This is a genomic window from Curtobacterium sp. L1-20 (genome assembly GCF_048755855.1).
Taxonomy (GTDB): domain Bacteria; phylum Actinomycetota; class Actinomycetes; order Actinomycetales; family Microbacteriaceae; genus Curtobacterium.
This window is the reverse complement of record NZ_CP151473.1, coordinates 3,397,112-3,413,129: the sequence shown is the minus strand read 5'-3', so window position 1 is coordinate 3,413,129 and position 16,018 is coordinate 3,397,112. Positions and strand designations below refer to the sequence as shown.

Sequence of the window (16,018 nt, the reverse complement as noted above, 5' to 3'; positions counted from 1 at the left end):
GTGGTCAGTTGTACGAGGTCAGGCGGTTCGGAGCGGTGTTCCCGGCCGGGGTCGGGACGGCACCACCGATGCCGTTGACGACGCTGGAGATGCTGCCGACGTCACCGAGGGACACCGTCACCAGGCCGTGGGCCTTCACCCCGGCCGTCTGCGGTACCTCGAACGCGCGGTCGGCGTGCACGGACGGGTTGGTGTTGAAGAAGCAGTAGACACCGCCGCCCCAGATCTCGTGGCTGGTCACGTTCGACGCGACCTTGTACGCGGCGTAGCCGGCTCCGGTCGGGCTCTGCCACGAGGCGTTGTCGGGCACGTCGTACGGCATCTCGTTCTGGAAGAAGATCGTCTTCCCGTTGTTGCCGTTCCACTGCACTTCGTACTTCTGGTAGTGCTCGACGAAGAGGCCGGTGGCGAGGACGTCGTTGCCGTTCACCTCGACGCCGGTCGCGCCGGTGTTGACCGTCCAGCCCGTGGCGGCTCCGCCGTGGTCGGCGCGCCAGGCCCAGATGTGGTCGATGAGCGAGTCGTCGGCGTTGATCTGCAGCGTCGTGGTCGCCCTGCCCTGGATGCTCGAGCCGACGCGGAAGAACACGTCCTGGATGCTCTGCGGGTCGGCGGCGTGGTCCACGTGGGATCCGCTCGTGCCGAGGCGGACCAGCTGGGCGCTGTTCTGCGTGCCGGCGTCGACCACGAGGTTCGAGACGTTCACCCCGGCGACGTCGGACGACGTCAGGACCGCGTTGCCCGCCGTCGGCACGAGCGTCGGGAAGCCGATGCCCGTCACCACCGTGTCCGCCCGGGTGACGTTGAGGGCGGCGCTGAGCTGGTAGGTGCCCGGCGTGAAGAACAGGTTCAGGCCCTGCGCGAGCGCACTGTTGATGGTCGCGGCGGAGTCGCCCGGGTGGGCGACGTAGAAGTTGCGCATCGGGATGTCGGTACCGGCGGTGTCCGGCCACGTGATGCCGCTCGAGTTCTGCCGGAGCGACGGGACGAACACGTGGTACTTGTTCGACGAGTCGACGTAGAGGTACGGCTTCTCGCGCGTCGTCGGCGTGGTCGCCAGCGTCGTGTAGCTCTTCGAGAAGTCGTTCGCGGGAGCGCCCTGCACGCCCGAGAACGTCATGTTCCAGTTGCCGCCCTGCCACGAACCGAGCGTGGAGTTGCGGGTGTACCACTGCTGCTGCGAACCGGACGTGACCGTGCCGTCGACCTTGGTGTCGGCGATGTAGCCGCCGGACGAGTAGCCCTGGCCGCCGTCCTGGTTCGAGGGGCCCATCGTCAGGTTGCCCTTGATGTGGACGCGGCGCATCGGCGCTGCCTGGGACACGGCCCACCGGTCGGTGCCGCCCTCGGGGACGATCGCCACGTTCTCGACCGACCGCCAGAAGTTCTGCGTCGCGTTCTTCTCGTCGCCGGCGTTCCAGCCGGAGTCGACGTTGACCGCACCGTTGATCGTGACGTCGTCGGGGTTCTTCCCGAGGCCGGCGACCGACGTGTAGAACCCGAGGTTCGCCCAGACGCGGCCGTAGCTGCCGGGCTTGAAGAGGAACGCGGACCGCTGCGTGCCGAACTGCGCGGTGGGGCTGCGGAGCTGGGCGTTGAATGCGGCGTCGACGTCGGCCTGGATGGTCGAGGTCGGCGTCGAGGGGCTGTAGATCTTGACGTTGCTCCCGAAGTCCGGGGTGTCGCTCGTCGTGACCGCCTGGGCGGAGATCGCCGGCACGAGTGCCCCGACGACACCTGCGCTCAGCGCCACCGCGACGAGTTGCTTCATCCGTCGTTGCATGATGCTCGATTCGTCATCGTGCGGCGTCGTTGCCGCACGCAACAGACGGTAGACCTGTCCGGGCGCACAGTCAGTCGGGCGAACAGGGGACAACGGTGGCGGCGCTCAGACCGCCGCGGTGCTCCCCGTCGCGGTGCTCGCCGTGGCGGTGTTCTCCGCCGCGGTGCTCCCCGTCGTCGCCGCGACCGAGCCCGAGGGACGACCACGACGGGCCGCCGCCGCGGCGACCGTGGTCAGCGCGACCGCTGCGACGGTGATCCCGGCGCCGGCCCAGATCGGCGAGGTGTACCCGAGACCCGCGGCGATCGTCAGACCGCCGATCCACGCACCGAGTGCGTTGCCGAGGTTGAACGCCGCGATGTTCGCGCCGCTCGCCAGGGTCGGGGCGTGGTCGGCGTACTGCATGACCCGGGTCTGCAGCGCCGGCACCGTGGCGAAGCCGAACGCGCCCATGAGGACGAGGGCGATCACGGTCAGGACGGGTGACGTCGCGACCACGGCGAACAGGGCGAGCACGACCGTGAGGGCGACGAGCACCACGAGGAGGGTGCCGTCGATCGACCGTGCCGCGGCCTTGCCGCCGACGGCGTTGCCGACGAACAGCCCGACCCCGAAGACGACGAGGAGCCACGGGACGGCGCTCGACGCGAAGCCGGAGACCGAGGTCAGCGTGTACGCGATGTAGGTGAAGGCGCCGAACATCCCGCCGTAGCCGAGCACGGTGATGCCGAGCGAGATCCAGACCTGGCCGGAGCGGAAGGCCCCGAGCTCCCGGGCGAGCGAGGGCGCCTCGGTGACGCGGACCGCGGGCACGAGCACCAGCACGCCGACGAGCGCGACGACGCCGATCGCCGCGATGGCCCAGAAGGTGGCGCGCCATCCGAGCGCCTGGCCGAGGAAGGTGCCGAAGGGGACACCGAGGACGTTCGACGCCGTGAGGCCGGTGAACATCAGCGCGACGGCGGAGGCCCGCTTCTCGCGCGCGACCATGTTCGACGCGACCACGGAGCCGATGCCGAAGAAGGCACCGTGGCAGAGCGCGGCGACGACCCGGCCGAGCATCATCACGCCGTAGACCGGTGCGAGCGCGGACAGCGCGTTGCCGATGACGAACAGGACGAGCAGGCCGACCAGCACGGGCTTGCGGGGGAGTCGGGTGGTGGCGGCGGTCAGGCCGAGGGCCCCCACGATGACGGCGAGGGCGTACCCGGTCACGAGCCAGCCCGCCGTGGTCTCGGTGACGCCGTAGTCGGCCGCGACCTCGGGCAGCAGCCCGGTGATCACGAACTCGGTCAGGCCGATGCCGAAGCCGCCGAGGGCCAGGGCGATGAGTCCCGCAGGCATGGGGGTCCTTCCGTTGTGCGGTGCAGGTGGCCCGCGTACGCTGGTTGTTGCAGACGCGGGGTACCGATAGTTGCACACGCGGACTATCCGCGCAAGCAATCAATGCCGTCCCGTGAGCTGCGCGTCCTGCCCCAACCCCAGGAGGTCACCATGTCCGTCGACGACACGTCGGTCGCCGTCCGCGCGCACGGCTGGCGCACGCTCGCCGCCCTGCACGGGCTCATCGAGACACGCCTCGAGCGTGCGCTGCGTGAGGTCGACCTGTCCGTCGTCGAGTTCACGGTCCTCGACGCGCTCCGCCGTCAGGACGGCTTCCACATGCGCATGCAGCAGCTCGCCCGCGCCGCGGCACTCAGCCCGAGCGCGACGACCCGACTGGTGAACCGGCTCGAGGAACGGGCGCTCCTCACCCGCGTCCTCTGCGCGGACGACCGGCGCGGGCTGTACACCGAGCTCACGCACGCCGGGCAGCGTCTGCTCGACGACGCCACGCCGGTCCACGCCGCCGCACTCGAGGAGGCGCTCGCCGAGGCGCGCGAGGTGCCGGAGCTCGAGGAGCTCGCTGCCGCCGTGGACCGTCTCGAGGGCGCGTCGGTCTGACGGGAGGCGCGGCTCGCCCCCGGCACGCACGCTACGGTGACCGGATGGTGCGGCGGACGGGGATGGTGGTCGCCGCGGCGATCGTGCTCACGGCGGTGCTCGGGGGCTGCGCCACCGAGTCGGGGTCCGGCGGCATCGCCGTCGAGGCGTACGCCGAGCCGGGCGACGGCGCGGGCGCGCGGGTGGCCGCGGCTGCGCCCCGCTCCGCCACCGTCGGCATCGACGGCGTCACCGTGACCGAGGACGGCGCCGGGCTGGACGAACCCCCGCCCGGGACGGCCGCCCTCGCTCGCACGGCCGCGGAGCACGGTGCCGCTCCCGAACTGCTCGTCAGCAACTACTCGGAGGCCGTGGGGGACTTCTCGCCGGCGATCGGCACGGCGCTGTTGTCCGACCCGGACAACCGGGAGCGCGTCGCCGCGCGCCTGGCGGCGCTCGCCGCCGAGCAGCACATGACCGGCGTGCAGATCGACCTCGAGTCCCTTCGCGGCCGTGACCGTGCCGGTCTGGTGGCCTTCGCGGCTGCCCTCGAGCGCGCGGTGCACGACGAGCTCGGTGACGACGCCGAGGTGTCGATGGCGGTGATGGCCTCGACGGACGCCGCAGGGTTCCGCGACACCGGGTACGACCTCCGTGCGCTCGCCCGCCACGTCGACCGGTTCGTGCTGATGACCTACGACCAGCACGGGCCGTGGAGCGGCGCCGGCACCGTCGGGGCCCTGCCCTGGGCGGAGCGCGTGGTGAGCACGGCCGAGCACGCCGGTGTCCCCGCCGACCGGATCGACCTCGGCATCGCCGGGTACGGCTACGTCTGGGGCGGCCGGGGCGACGCGCAGGTGACCCCCGCGGCCGCACGGCGGGCGGCAGGGTCGGCCGCCCGGTGGTCGGACCGGACGGGCGAGTGGTCGGCGACCCTCGACGACGGCCGGGAGCTGCACTGGTCGGACGCCCGGTCCTACCGGGCCCGCGTGGCCCTCGCCCAGGACCTCGGGCTGCACGGTGTCGCGTTCTGGTCCCTGAACACGCTCGCCCTCCCGTCCTGATCCCCACCCGCCGCCCGCCGACCCCGGCGTACGGACGGCCGGGCAGCACCTACCCTGGTCGGATGCTCTCCCGACGCGACGCCGCCGTGCGCCTCGACATCCCCCTCGAGATGGCGACGCACCACGGCATCCCCCCGCGCATCAGCGAGGCCGACCTCGCCGCGATCGAACAGGACCCGCCCGCCTGGCTCGCCCAGTCCCGCGCGAACCGCACGGGGGCGAAGAAGGTCTGGGTGCGCCTGGAGTGCGTGGTCTGCGGGTACGCCGAGGACGCCCGGCCGAAGAAGTGGTGGCCCGACTGGGACCACCTGATGTGCGACTACCACGCGCCGTACCAGGCTCCGGACCCCGTCGCGGGTCGCACGAGGCACGAGGTCGAGGGCATCGGCAGTCGGTTCGTCGCCCTCGTCGACGAACGGTCCTGACCCCTCCGGGTCGCGCAGCCCGCGGAGGACGGTGACGCATCCCCCGGTCCCTGTCACCGGGCCGTTGTAGCATGCACGACACCTGTCCCGAGACGAGGAGGCCTGCGTGCCGGAACCGACCGACCCCGCCTTCCCGATCGACCGCATCCGTGAGGTCGGCGACGACATCACCGCCGCCGTCTCGACCGTGATCGACGGCAAGACCGAGGCCATCCGGACCGCTCTGACGGTGATGCTCGCCGAGGGGCACCTGCTCGTCGAGGACGTCCCCGGCGTGGGCAAGACCGTGCTGGCCAAGGCCCTCGGCGCGTCCGTCGGCGGGTCGGTGAACCGCATCCAGTTCACCTCGGACATGCTGCCGTCCGACGTGACCGGTGTGAACATCTTCGACCAGTCCGCCGGTACGTTCCGGTTCTCGCCCGGCCCGGTGTTCGCGAACGTCGTCATCGGCGACGAGATCAACCGCACCAGTCCGAAGACCCAGTCCGCGCTGCTCGAGGCGATGGCCGAGGCGCAGGTCACGGTCGACGGCGTGACGCGCAAGTTGGACAGCCCGTTCATGATCGTCGCGACGCAGAACCCGATCGACATGGAGGGCACGTACCCGCTGCCCGAGGCGCAGCGCGACCGCTTCATGGCGCGCCTGACGATGGGGTACCCGAGCGCGGACTCCGAACGGCAGATGCTCACCAACCGCGGTGGTGGCGACCCGCTCGCGCACCTCCGTCCGATCATCAGCGTCGAGACGCTCCGCGACGTGATCCAGGCGGTCCACACGGTGCACGTGGCGCCCGACGTCGAGGCCTACATCGTGGCGATCGTCCGGGCCACCCGCACCCACCCGGACATCGTCCTGGGTGCGAGCCCACGCGCGACGCTGCACCTCGCGCAGGCCGCCCGGGCGCACGCGGCGCTGCTCGGCCGTCCCTTCGTCACCCCGGACGACGTCGCGACGCTCGCGCCGCTGATCCTGGCGCACCGACTCGTCCCGGTCGCGAGGGGTCTCGGCGGGTCCGGCGACGACACCGCGCGCGAGATCGTCGTGCGGATCGTGTCCGACACGGTCGTGCCCTTCACGGCCAGCGCCGTCCGGTCCTGATGAGCGGGTCACCGGAGCCGTCGTCGTTCGCACTGCGGACCGGTGCCGCGCGGTCGTTCCTCGGGCGGTACGGGCGGCGTGGCCTGTCGCTGCTGCGTCGGACCCCGTTCCCGCGCCCGACGTCCCGTGGCTGGACCGTCATCGCCGTCGGCATCGGGCTCGTCGGCGGCGGTCTCGTCGGCACGACGAGCGTCGCGGTGTCCGCCGGCCTGCTCCTGCTCGTGCTCGTGGTGCTCGGCGTCGTCATGGCCTTCGTGGTCGCGGCACCGCTGCGGGGCCGCCGGACCAGCACGCGCGCGATCGTCCAGGTCGGCGAGGTCTACCGCGAACGCATCACCCTCGGCGGCACGTCGCTGCCCATCGGCCCGCGGTCGACGCTCCTGGTCCGCGAGCAGCTCGACGACGGTCTCGTCAGCATGTCCACCGCCGAGACCTACGCGACGGTGGGACCGCACGTCCCGCCCGCGGTGCTGGACGTCGAGGCGCTCGCGATGCACCGCGGCCGCAGCCTGGTCGGTCCGGTGACCATCCGGGTGGAGGACCCGTTCGGCCTGCTCCGGATCGACCGCCCGGTGGTCCCGGCGGAAGAGGTCGTCGTGGTCCCCGCCACGACGCCCCTCGCCGCCCTCGACACCGGTGCCCTCGCGGGGGCCGTCTCCGCCGACGAGGGCCGGGTGGGGCAGGGCGGCTCCGCCGACGACAGCGAACTCCGTCCCTACCGCCCGGGCGACCCGATCCGGCGGGTGCACTGGGCGCAGAGCGCGCGCCGCGGTGAGCTCCACGTCCGGCAGACCACGCAGGCGCAGCCGCCGGAGGCCGTGATCGCGCTCGACGTCCGCCGCGAGTCCTACCAGCGCCTCGGGCGCGACGACCTGGCCGAACTCTCGGACCTCGGCGGCGACGCCGCGTTCGAGCACGCGGTCGTCGTGGCGGCCAGCGTCGCCCGTGCCCTCGCCGCGCGCACGTCGCGGGTGCTCCTCGTCAGCGACGGACCGGCCGGCAGCACCCGGCACGCCGGCGACGCCGGGGGGCTGACCGACGTCCTCGTCGGGCTCGCCGACGTCCGGGTCCGCTCCGACGCCCGCGAGGTCACCGAGGTCCTGCCCGACGTGCGCGGCCGCGACGTCCACGGCATGACGGCCATCGTGACCGGCCACTGCACCGCCGAGCAGGCCGCCGAGCTCGTCTCCGCGACGACCGGGTCGAGCCGCGGCATCCTGGCGACCATCGTGCCGCCGGACCCGGTCGTCCGCGGCATCCTCGACCGCGGTGGGTGGCGCACGCTCGTGGTACCGGTCGCCGGTGCCCACGCGTCCGGGAGCCTCCGGTGAGCGGCGTGTCGACGCGTCCGGTCGCCCCGGGCAACACGCCCCGCGGCGGTGCCCCGACGCGGTCCGGTGGTCGCGCGGCCGACGACGGCCGGGAACGCCCGGACTCCCCGGACGCCTGGGTCGTCGTCCTGGCACCGGTGCCCGTGCTCATCGCCGCGCTGGCCATGCGTCCGCTCGTGCAGGGCGTGGCGTGGTGGATCTCCGGCGTGCTCGTGGCGGCGGTGCTGGTCGGCACGGTGCTCGCCGTCCGCCGACGTCCACCCGGCGTCCGGTTCGTGGCGCTCGTCGCGGCGCTCCTCGTCACCTCGTGCGCCGCAGCGGTCGTGAACGACGTCCAGCCCTTCGGCTGGCTCGACAAGGACGGGGCGCTCGGCGAGACGCTGGCCGCCATCCGTCTCAACCCCGCACCGCTGCCCCAGACCGACTCGATCCGGCTCATCGTCACGGTCGCGATCGGGTGGGTCGCCGCGGTGTCGCTCTTCCTCGCCGCCGTCGCCCCGACTGCGGCCCTCGCAGCGGTGCCGGCCCTCGTGATCCTCATCGTGCCGGGGATCGTCACCGGTGCCCCGGCCTCGCCGGTGCTCGTGATCGCCACCGGCCTCGCCTTCCTGGTGCTCCTGTGGTTGTCCGTCCGGCCGGTCCAACGCGCCCTGCCGGCAGCGGTCGTCGGGGCGATCGGCCTCGTCGTGGCCGTCGGGCTGCCCGCCATCGTGCCGCTCAACGCCAGCTGGCTCTCCGGCGTGACCGGTGCGATCCAGTCGCCGGTGCAGCCCGGCCGCCCGGGCACGCTGCTCAACCTCGGGCAGGACCTCCGCCAGCCCAACGAGCTCGAGGTGTTCCGGTACCGCACGGCGGACGGGCAGCCGGAGTACCTGAAGCTCGCCGACCTCGACGAGTTCGGCACCGGCGACTGGGTGCCGACGACGACGGACGCCAGCACCTCGGAGACCGCCGACACGCAGCAGTGGGCGGTGGGGGTCAACCCCCGCCTGGCCTCGCGCGGCGACGTGACGGTCCGGATCACCGGCCTCTCCAGCAACTACCTGCCGGTCCCGGCGGGCGCCGTCTCGATCTCGTCGCGGTCCACCAACCTCGACCTCGGCCAGTGGCGCTGGATGGGCAACTCGAGCACCGTCCGGTCGACCGGTCCGGCGACCGCCCGCGGTGCCACGTACGAGGTCTACGGCGCGTCCACCTGGTCGGGGGAGTACCTCGACGCCATCGCCGCGTCCGGGCTGCTCGGCCGGGCTGACGGCCGCGGGTTCGCCCGACCGTCGGCCGCCGAGCTCCGGACCGACCTCGCACTGCCGGACAAGCTCCCCACGGCCATCGCGCGCACCGCCCAGCGGGTCGCGGCCGGGGCCGGAAGCGACTACGAGGAGGCACGGGCCCTGGAGCAGTGGTTCCGGAGCGACCTCTTCACCTACTCAGAGACGGCCCCCGTCGAACAGGGCTACGACGGCGACAGCATGGACGTCGTCGCGAAGTTCCTGCAGGTGCGCGAGGGCTACTGCGTGCACTTCTCGTCCGCGATGGCCGTGATGGCCCGCACGCTCGGCATCCCGTCCCGCATCGCGGTCGGCTACCGTGCCGGCACGACCCAGGCGGACGGCGAGTACACGGTCTCGAACCGGCAGCTGCACTCGTGGCCCGAGCTGTACATCAAGGGTGCCGGCTGGGTCGCGTTCGAGCCGACCCCCGACTCCGACCAGGCCGCGACGTCCTCCACCGAGGCGACCGCCACGCCGACCCCGGCGACCCCGGACAGCCCGTTGCCGAAGCCCGGCGAGGCGTCCACCGCGCCGTCCGAGGCCACCCCGACGCCGAGCGCGTCGGCGGGCCCCGGCGCCGCCGGCACGTCCGGTGGTGGCGGGGACGGTCCGCTCGGGCTGGCCGTCGGGCTCCTGCTCGCGGTGGCGCTCCTGGTGTCACCGGGCGTCGTCCGGGCGGTGCGGCGACGTTCCCGGCTCGGCGCGGTCCGCTCCGGTCGCTCGCCGGCCGTGCACGCCTGGCGTGAGGTGCTTGACGACGTCGCCGACCACGGCTACGCCCCCGGACTCGCTCCACCGGACGACGCCGCTGCCGCCGCGCGGACGGCACGAGCGGTGCTGGGTCGGCTCCGGCCGTCGTTGCCGCCCGCGGCACTGGCGCACCTGGACGCCGTGGTCGACGCGGTCGACCGCGAACGGTTCGCCGCGGGCGGGTCCGCGGCGGTCGACACCGAGGCGCTGCTGAGGGCGGTCCAGCACGCGCGGGTCGCGCTCGACGCGTCGGTGTCGAGGACGCGGGTGGTGCGGTCGCGTGTGCTGCCGCCGAGCCTGCTGCCCTCGTCGGCCTGGTCCCACGAGGGACGCCGGCCGCGGCGCCGACCAGCCCAGTGACCGGGTGGGACCGACCCCGGGTCCCGCCCGCGTGCGAGCGTCACCGCTCACGCCGGGTCGTGCCAGTGGGCGTCACCGCCGACGGACGACCGCCTCGACCAGCCCCGCGATGACCTCGCCCGGCTCGACCCCGGGCAGCGCGGCGGCGTCGAAGACGAGTCCGACGTTCGCCCCCACGAGCACGTGGGCGAGGTCCTCCAGCGGCATGCCGGGGTCGATCTCGGAATGTGCGCCGAACCACAGCTCGACGAGCTCCAGCACGCCGTCGTGCAGTGCCCGGCGTTGCCGGACGAACTCCGGCAGGAACTCGGGGTGGCGTGCGGCGTACCCGCGGAACTCGGCGATCAGGGCGAACTGGGCGCTCTGGTCGTGCCGGCCGAACGCGGTCCGGACGACGTCGCCGATGTCGACCGCCGCGATGTCGGCCCGCACGAGCTCCCGCAACGAACCGAGGACCAGGTTCGTGGCGCGCTGCATCACCTGCGCGAGGAGGTCCTCCTTCGACGCGAAGTTCGAGTAGACGGCACCCTTGCTGAAGCCGGCACGTGCGGCGACCTCGTCGAGGCGCGCCTCGTGCACGCCCTGCTCGGAGAACACGGTCGCACCGGCGGTGAGCAGCCGTTCGCGGACCTCGGCCCGAGGGGTCCGGGGAGTGGGCGGGTCGGGGGCGTCGTCGCGCATCGGATCCTGGTTCGAGGAGGCCGCCGCTGCCGTCGGGTCGGCGTGGTCGGTGGGAGCGGTGGTGGTCACCACCATCGTGGTGGAGACGGACGCGGAACGGAGACCTGCCGCGCCGCGCGGCTGATCCCGCGCGGCACCAGCGAAGCCCCCGACATCTCGTCCGCTCGGAACCGCCGCGTTCGGGTCGCGTCGGTGCGTGAGTGGACGACGTGCGCCGGGTCGATACCCGGCGGTACCGATGGTACGCCCGGACGCGTGCGGATCACAGTCCGGGGTCGTCCTCGGACGTGTCGTGCTCGCTCCGCACCCTTCCGGCACCGGCCCGGCGTCCGGGTCGGCGCAGCAGGCGGACGGCGTCGGGACGCAGGCGTCGACCGCGCTGCAGGAGCGTCCCGAGCGTCGACTTCGGCTGCCAGTCGCGGCCGTTCGGCAGACCCCAGCCGCGGCGGACCGCGCCCCACCGCAGCCCGAGGGACAGCACGATCGCGGCGACGATGCCGATCGTGGGCGAGCCGAGGTGCGACGCGACGACCATGACCGCCGAGGCGGCGACCGCGACGGTGGCGTAGAGCGCGTTCCCGCCGAACACGGCGGGGACGCGGCGCAGCAGCATGTCCCGCATGGCCCCGCCGCCGACCGCGGTGATCGTCCCCATGATGATCGCGGCCGGCCACTCCAGCCCGGCGTCGAAGGTCCGCTGCACGCCGACGACCGCCCAGAAGCCGATCACCGCGGCGTCGAGCACGGTGAAGAGCCGGTCCCAGGTGAGCGCGGAGAACGACACGAGGAACGCGACGAGCGCCCCGGCGATGGCCACCGGCACGTAGAGCGGGTCGACGAGCGCGACGGGCGGGCCGTTCTGCAGCAGGGTGTCGCGGAGCATGCCGCCGCCGAGGCCGGAGACGAAGCCGACGACGAGGAACCCGAAGAGGTCGAAGTCCATCGTGCGGGCGAGCGACCCACCGAGCAGCGCGGACGCGAACACGCCGGCGAGGTCGAGCACGTTCGTGACCGACGCCAGGCCCTCGGGGGTCAGCAGGTTCATGAGAACCATCAAACCTCACCGGGCGGAGGTGGCGGGTCGGGCGCCGGTTAGGTTAGCCTCACCTTCGTCATGCTCGCCACTCTCGTCATCGGTCTCCGCGAAGGCCTCGAAGCGACGCTCATCGTCGGCATCATCGCCGCGTTCCTCCGTCGCAACCGCGTCCCGCTCGCCCCGATGTGGTCCGGCGTCGGGCTCGCGGTCGTGCTCAGCGTGGCGGTCGGCTTCGGGCTGCAGGTCGTCGAGCAGGCGTTGCCGCAGGCCCAGCAGGAGGGCATGGAGGCGGTCATCGGCATCGTCGCCGTCGTCTTCGTCACCGGGATGATCGTCTGGATGCGCACCCACGCGCGGAGCCTCACGAAGGAGCTCGAGGCGAGCGCGACCGCCGCGCTCGGCCGCGGCACCGCGTGGGCGCTGGCCGGCATGGCGTTCCTCGCCGTGCTCAAGGAGGGCTTCGAGACCGCGGTGTTCCTGCTCGCGACCTTCCAGGCGTCGTCGGACACCGGGCTCGCAGCGCTGGGCGCCGTCGTCGGCATCGCGGGTGCCGTCGTGGTCGGGTACGGCATCTACACCGGCGGCGTCCGGTTGGACCTCTCGAAGTTCTTCACCGGCACCGGGGTGTTCCTCGTGTTCGTCGCCGGTGGTCTCGTCCTCACCGTGCTCCGTCGGGCACACGAGGCGGGCTGGGTCGTCATCGGCCAGCAGCGCACGGTGGACCTGGCCTGGCTCGCCCCGAACGGCTCCGTGCAGGGCGCCCTCGTCACCGGCGTCCTCGGCATCCCGCCGGACCCCCGGGTCATCGAGGTGCTGGGCTGGGTCCTCTACGTCGTCCCCGTCCTCGCCCTCTCGCTGTGGCCGCGCGCGTGGCGCCCGGCGCCGGCACGCGTCCCGGCGGTGCGGACCGGTGTCGCGGCCGTCCTCGCGGTCGCGGCCGCGGCGCTCGCCGTCGCCGTCCCGACCGGGGGAGCGGACCTGCCGCGCACCACCGCCGTCACCGGCGACGCCACGTCGGTCACCGCCTCCGTCGACGGTGCGTCCGCCGTCCTCCGCACGAGCGGACCCGGCCGGGAGGCTCGGCTCGCCCTGCCGGCGTCGGCCCACCGACGCGTCACCCGCGCGGGCGTGACCGCCGACCGGTGGCGCTCGACGGCGGACGCCACGGCCGCCGACCGGCCGGCCACCCTGACGCTCGACGACCTGGTCGACCTGTTCGGGCGCGTGCCCGTCGGGATCTCGCCGTCGACGAACCCCGGCCCCTTCACCGCCCGGTGGTCCGTCCGGGACACCGTCACCCTGTGGACCGTCCGGGGCGGGGTCCTGGACGCGACCCGGACGGAACGCACCGTGCTCACCCTCGGCGAGGGGGGCCTCCCGGCCGCTCGGACGACCACGCTGGAACGCACCGTGTGGGCGGTGCCGGACGCCCGCGTCGCGCGGTCGGCCGCCGCCGTGGCGGCCGCGGACACCCGCGGTGCCGAGCTGCTGCTCTGGAAGGCCTGGCTGCCGATCGCCCTCGGTGTCGCCGCCGCTGCCCAGGCCCTCCTCGCCCTGCGTGACCGACGTCGCCGACCCCGGCCCACGACCACCACCCCCGGAACCGACCCGTCACGCGGCCCGCCCGCGGACGACCCGACAAGGAGCACCGAGTATGCCCTCCGCTAGGACTGCCCGCCCCCTGATCGTCCTCGGCGCCCTCGGCGTCGCCACCGCCCTCGCACTCACCGGCTGCGCGGACGCGTCCTCGTCGACGGGCGCCACCGCGAGCACCGCCGGCAAGGTGTCCCGCGTGTCGGTCACCCTGACGAACGACGGGTCCGACACGTGCGCCGTGTCCGCGACGAAGGTGCCGGCCGGTCCGGTCACCTTCACCGTGAAGAACGAGTCGTCGACCGCCATCACCGAGGTCGAGCTGCTGCAGGACCAGCGGATCCTCGGCGAGAAGGAGAACCTCGCCCCCGGCCTCGACGCCGTGCGGTTCACCGCGACGCTGACCGGCGGGAAGTACCAGGTCTACTGCCCCGGGGCCGAGCGGGAGCTCACCGACCTCACCGTCACCGGCAGGGCGACCTCGACGGCGAACAGCAGCGCGGCGACCCTCCTCGCCGAGGGCACCAAGGGCTACGCCGAGTACGTCGACGGCCAGGTCACCGACATGGTCAGCGCCGTGCGGCAGCTGCAGGCGGACGTCGACAAGGGCGACCTCGCCGCCGCGCGGACCGACTACGCGAACGCCCGGCCGTTCTACGAGCACGTCGAGAGCGACGTCGACGGCTTCGTGAAGAAGGGCCACAAGGCCACCGACAACGCCGGCAACCTCGACTACCTCATCGACATGCGCGCGTCGAACCTCGACCCGGCCGTCGGCTGGAGCGGGTTCCACGCCGTCGAGAAGGACCTGTTCCAGGCGGGCGCGATCACCGACGCGACCAGGAAGACCGGGGCGGACCTGACCGAGAACGTCGAACTCCTCGCGAAGCTCGTGCCGACGCTCGACTACAAGCCCGAGGATCTCGCGAACGGTGCGGCGGGCCTGCTCGAGGAGGTCCAGTCGAACAAGATCACCGGCGAGGAGGAGGCGTACAGCCACATCGACCTCGTCGACCTCGCCGCCAACGTCGAGGGCGCGCGGCAGGCCTTCGCGTACCTCAAGCCCGGGCTCACGAAGCTCGACCCGACGCTGACGAAGCAGATCGCGGGACAGTTCGACGCGACGAACACCCTCATGGACCGCTACCGCGACGCGGACGACCTCGGCGGCTTCGCCACCTGGGACGCCGCGACGAAGAGCGCCGACGCGAACACGGTCTCGCAGCGGGTCCAGGCCCTGCAGGACCCGCTGTCCCGCCTCGCCGAGAAGGTCGCGACGGCGTGACCGGACCGCACGACGACGTCGCACCCGCCGACCGGCAGCGCGGCGGGGTCTCCCGCCGCGGGCTGTTCGGCGCCGGGGTCGCGGCGGCCGGTGCGGGCGTCGGCGCGGTCGCCGGCATCGGCGGAGCCACCGCGGCGACCGGGGTGAACCCGTTCGCCGCGGCGACCAACGGCGACGAGTCGATCGACCTGTCCCAGAGCCACCCGTTCTACGCCACGGCCGACCGTCAGCCGCAGGGCGGCATCCGGACCGTCCCGCAGCGGCACTGCGTCTTCATGACCTTCGACGTGTCGGCGGGCACGGCCACCGACCTGCAGGTGCTGCTCGCCCGGTGGTCCGCGGCGATCGCGCAGCTGCAGGCCGGCCGGACCGTCGGGAGCGTCGAGCCCGCCCACGGGAACGGCGTCGGAGCCGACACCGGGGAGGCGCTCGACCTCGGGCCGGCCTCCCTCACGGTCACCGTCGGCCTCGGGCCGGGCGTCTTCGACGAGCGCTTCGGCCTGGCGTCGCGGAAGCCGGCGCACCTCGCGCAGATCCCGACCCTGCCGAGCGACAACCTCGAGGCGGGCCTCACCGGCGGTGACCTGTCGCTGCAGGCCTGCGCGGACGACCCGCAGGTGGCGTACCACGCGGTCCGCGACCTCGCGCGGATGGCCCGCGGCACCGCGACCGTGCGGTGGACCGTGCTCGGCTTCGGCCGTGCCTCCGCGGGGCCCGCGCAGTCGACGCCGCGGAACCTCATGGGCTTCAAGGACGGCACCCGGAACGTCACCACCGACGAGGAGCACGACCGCTTCGTCTGGGTCGACGACGCCGGACCGGGCGCGCGGTGGATGCGCGGCGGCACCTACCAGGTCGTGCGGAAGATCCGGATGAACCTCGAGATCTGGGACGCCGACGTCGTCAGCGACCAGCAGCGGGTGTTCGGCCGGACGAAGGTCGAGGGCGCCCCGCTGTCCGGCGGGTCAGAGCACACGACGCCCGACTTCCACGCGACGCGCTCGGGCGGTGGGACGGAGATCGACCCGACGTCGCACATCGCCCTCGCCGCGCACGAGAACAACGGGGGCGTCAAGATCCTCCGTCGTCCGTACAACTACACGGACGGCCTGAACCAGTACGGGCAGCTCGACGCCGGCCTGCTCTTCGCGGCCTACGTGAACGACCCGGAGCACTTCACGCGACTGCAGCGGAAGCTCGGGGCGTCGGACCGGCTGAACGAGTACGTCTCGCACATCGGTTCCGCGGTGTTCGCCGTCCCGCCGGCTCCGCGCAAGGGGTCCTACATCGGGGAGCAGCTCTTCCGCTGACGCGCGACCGTGCCCGGTCGTCCCGGCACACGGGCCGGACGACGCCGCCGCGGAGACGGGGGTGGGTGCCCTCCGTCGTTTCCCTGGAGACGGAGAGCACCCGCGCC

13 protein-coding genes are annotated in these 16,018 nt (G+C 73.3%); 9 read left to right on the top strand and 4 right to left on the bottom strand.

The window, feature by feature from the left end; genetic code table 11:
* Positions 1-4 precede the first annotated feature (4 nt).
* Both AAEP86_RS17505 and AAEP86_RS17500 read right to left on the bottom strand, forming a co-directional pair.
* On the bottom strand, positions 5-1,771 hold the full coding sequence (locus AAEP86_RS17505) for a hypothetical protein (RefSeq protein ID WP_420368552.1): 1,767 nt from the start codon (positions 1,769-1,771) through the stop codon (positions 5-7).
* Between the two features lie 117 nt (positions 1,772-1,888).
* The gene (locus AAEP86_RS17500; protein WP_420368551.1) at positions 1,889-3,127 is read right to left on the bottom strand and encodes an MFS transporter; all 1,239 of its coding nucleotides are present in this window, start codon (positions 3,125-3,127) and stop codon (positions 1,889-1,891) included.
* A gap of 150 nt (positions 3,128-3,277) precedes the next feature.
* Here AAEP86_RS17500 and AAEP86_RS17495 point away from each other — a divergent pair, with 150 nt between their 5' ends.
* The 6 genes from AAEP86_RS17495 to AAEP86_RS17470 all read left to right on the top strand — a co-directional run bounded on the left by AAEP86_RS17495 (position 3,278) and on the right by AAEP86_RS17470 (position 10,006).
* Positions 3,278-3,727, top strand: a complete 450-nt coding sequence (locus tag AAEP86_RS17495; protein WP_420368550.1) for a MarR family winged helix-turn-helix transcriptional regulator — start codon at positions 3,278-3,280, stop codon at positions 3,725-3,727.
* A 44-nt stretch (positions 3,728-3,771) separates the two neighbouring features.
* On the top strand, positions 3,772-4,770 hold the full coding sequence (locus AAEP86_RS17490; RefSeq protein WP_420368549.1) for a glycosyl hydrolase family 18 protein: 999 nt from the start codon (positions 3,772-3,774) through the stop codon (positions 4,768-4,770).
* A gap of 62 nt (positions 4,771-4,832) precedes the next feature.
* Entirely contained in the window at positions 4,833-5,195 is a 363-nt protein-coding gene (locus AAEP86_RS17485; RefSeq protein WP_420368548.1) for a hypothetical protein, read from the top strand.
* Between the two features lie 106 nt (positions 5,196-5,301).
* The gene (locus AAEP86_RS17480) at positions 5,302-6,294 is read left to right on the top strand and encodes an AAA family ATPase (RefSeq protein WP_420368547.1); all 993 of its coding nucleotides are present in this window, start codon (positions 5,302-5,304) and stop codon (positions 6,292-6,294) included.
* On the top strand, positions 6,294-7,625 hold the full coding sequence (locus AAEP86_RS17475) for a DUF58 domain-containing protein (RefSeq protein ID WP_420368546.1): 1,332 nt from the start codon (positions 6,294-6,296) through the stop codon (positions 7,623-7,625). The genes AAEP86_RS17480 and AAEP86_RS17475 overlap by 1 nt, the downstream gene beginning before the upstream one ends.
* 5 nt (positions 7,626-7,630) lie before the next feature.
* Positions 7,631-10,006 carry a transglutaminaseTgpA domain-containing protein gene (locus AAEP86_RS17470; protein ID WP_420368545.1) on the top strand — a complete coding sequence of 792 codons (2,376 nt, stop codon included), beginning with the start codon at positions 7,631-7,633 and terminating at the stop codon, positions 10,004-10,006.
* Between the two features lie 72 nt (positions 10,007-10,078).
* Here AAEP86_RS17470 and AAEP86_RS17465 read toward each other — a convergent pair whose 3' ends face one another.
* Together AAEP86_RS17465 and AAEP86_RS17460 are read right to left on the bottom strand one after the other, a co-directional pair.
* Positions 10,079-10,756: a TetR/AcrR family transcriptional regulator gene (locus tag AAEP86_RS17465; RefSeq protein WP_420368544.1), complete on the bottom strand. Its 678-nt coding sequence runs from the start codon at positions 10,754-10,756 to the stop codon at positions 10,079-10,081.
* A 193-nt stretch (positions 10,757-10,949) separates the two neighbouring features.
* Positions 10,950-11,732: a trimeric intracellular cation channel family protein gene (locus AAEP86_RS17460; RefSeq protein ID WP_420368543.1), complete on the bottom strand. Its 783-nt coding sequence runs from the start codon at positions 11,730-11,732 to the stop codon at positions 10,950-10,952.
* Between the two features lie 69 nt (positions 11,733-11,801).
* Between AAEP86_RS17460 and efeU the strand changes: the two genes are divergently transcribed.
* From efeU to AAEP86_RS17445, 3 genes are read left to right on the top strand one after another with little or no spacing between them, the layout of a single operon-like run.
* Positions 11,802-13,391 carry an iron uptake transporter permease EfeU gene (gene efeU / locus AAEP86_RS17455; RefSeq protein WP_420368542.1) on the top strand — a complete coding sequence of 530 codons (1,590 nt, stop codon included), beginning with the start codon at positions 11,802-11,804 and terminating at the stop codon, positions 13,389-13,391.
* Entirely contained in the window at positions 13,378-14,601 is a 1,224-nt protein-coding gene (efeO, locus tag AAEP86_RS17450) for an iron uptake system protein EfeO (RefSeq protein ID WP_420368541.1), read from the top strand. Before efeU ends, efeO begins: the two co-directional genes overlap by 14 nt.
* Positions 14,598-15,911, top strand: coding sequence for a Dyp-type peroxidase (locus tag AAEP86_RS17445; protein WP_420368540.1), 1,314 nt, complete (start codon positions 14,598-14,600; stop codon positions 15,909-15,911). Before efeO ends, AAEP86_RS17445 begins: the two co-directional genes overlap by 4 nt.
* Positions 15,912-16,018: the final 107 nt, after the last annotated feature.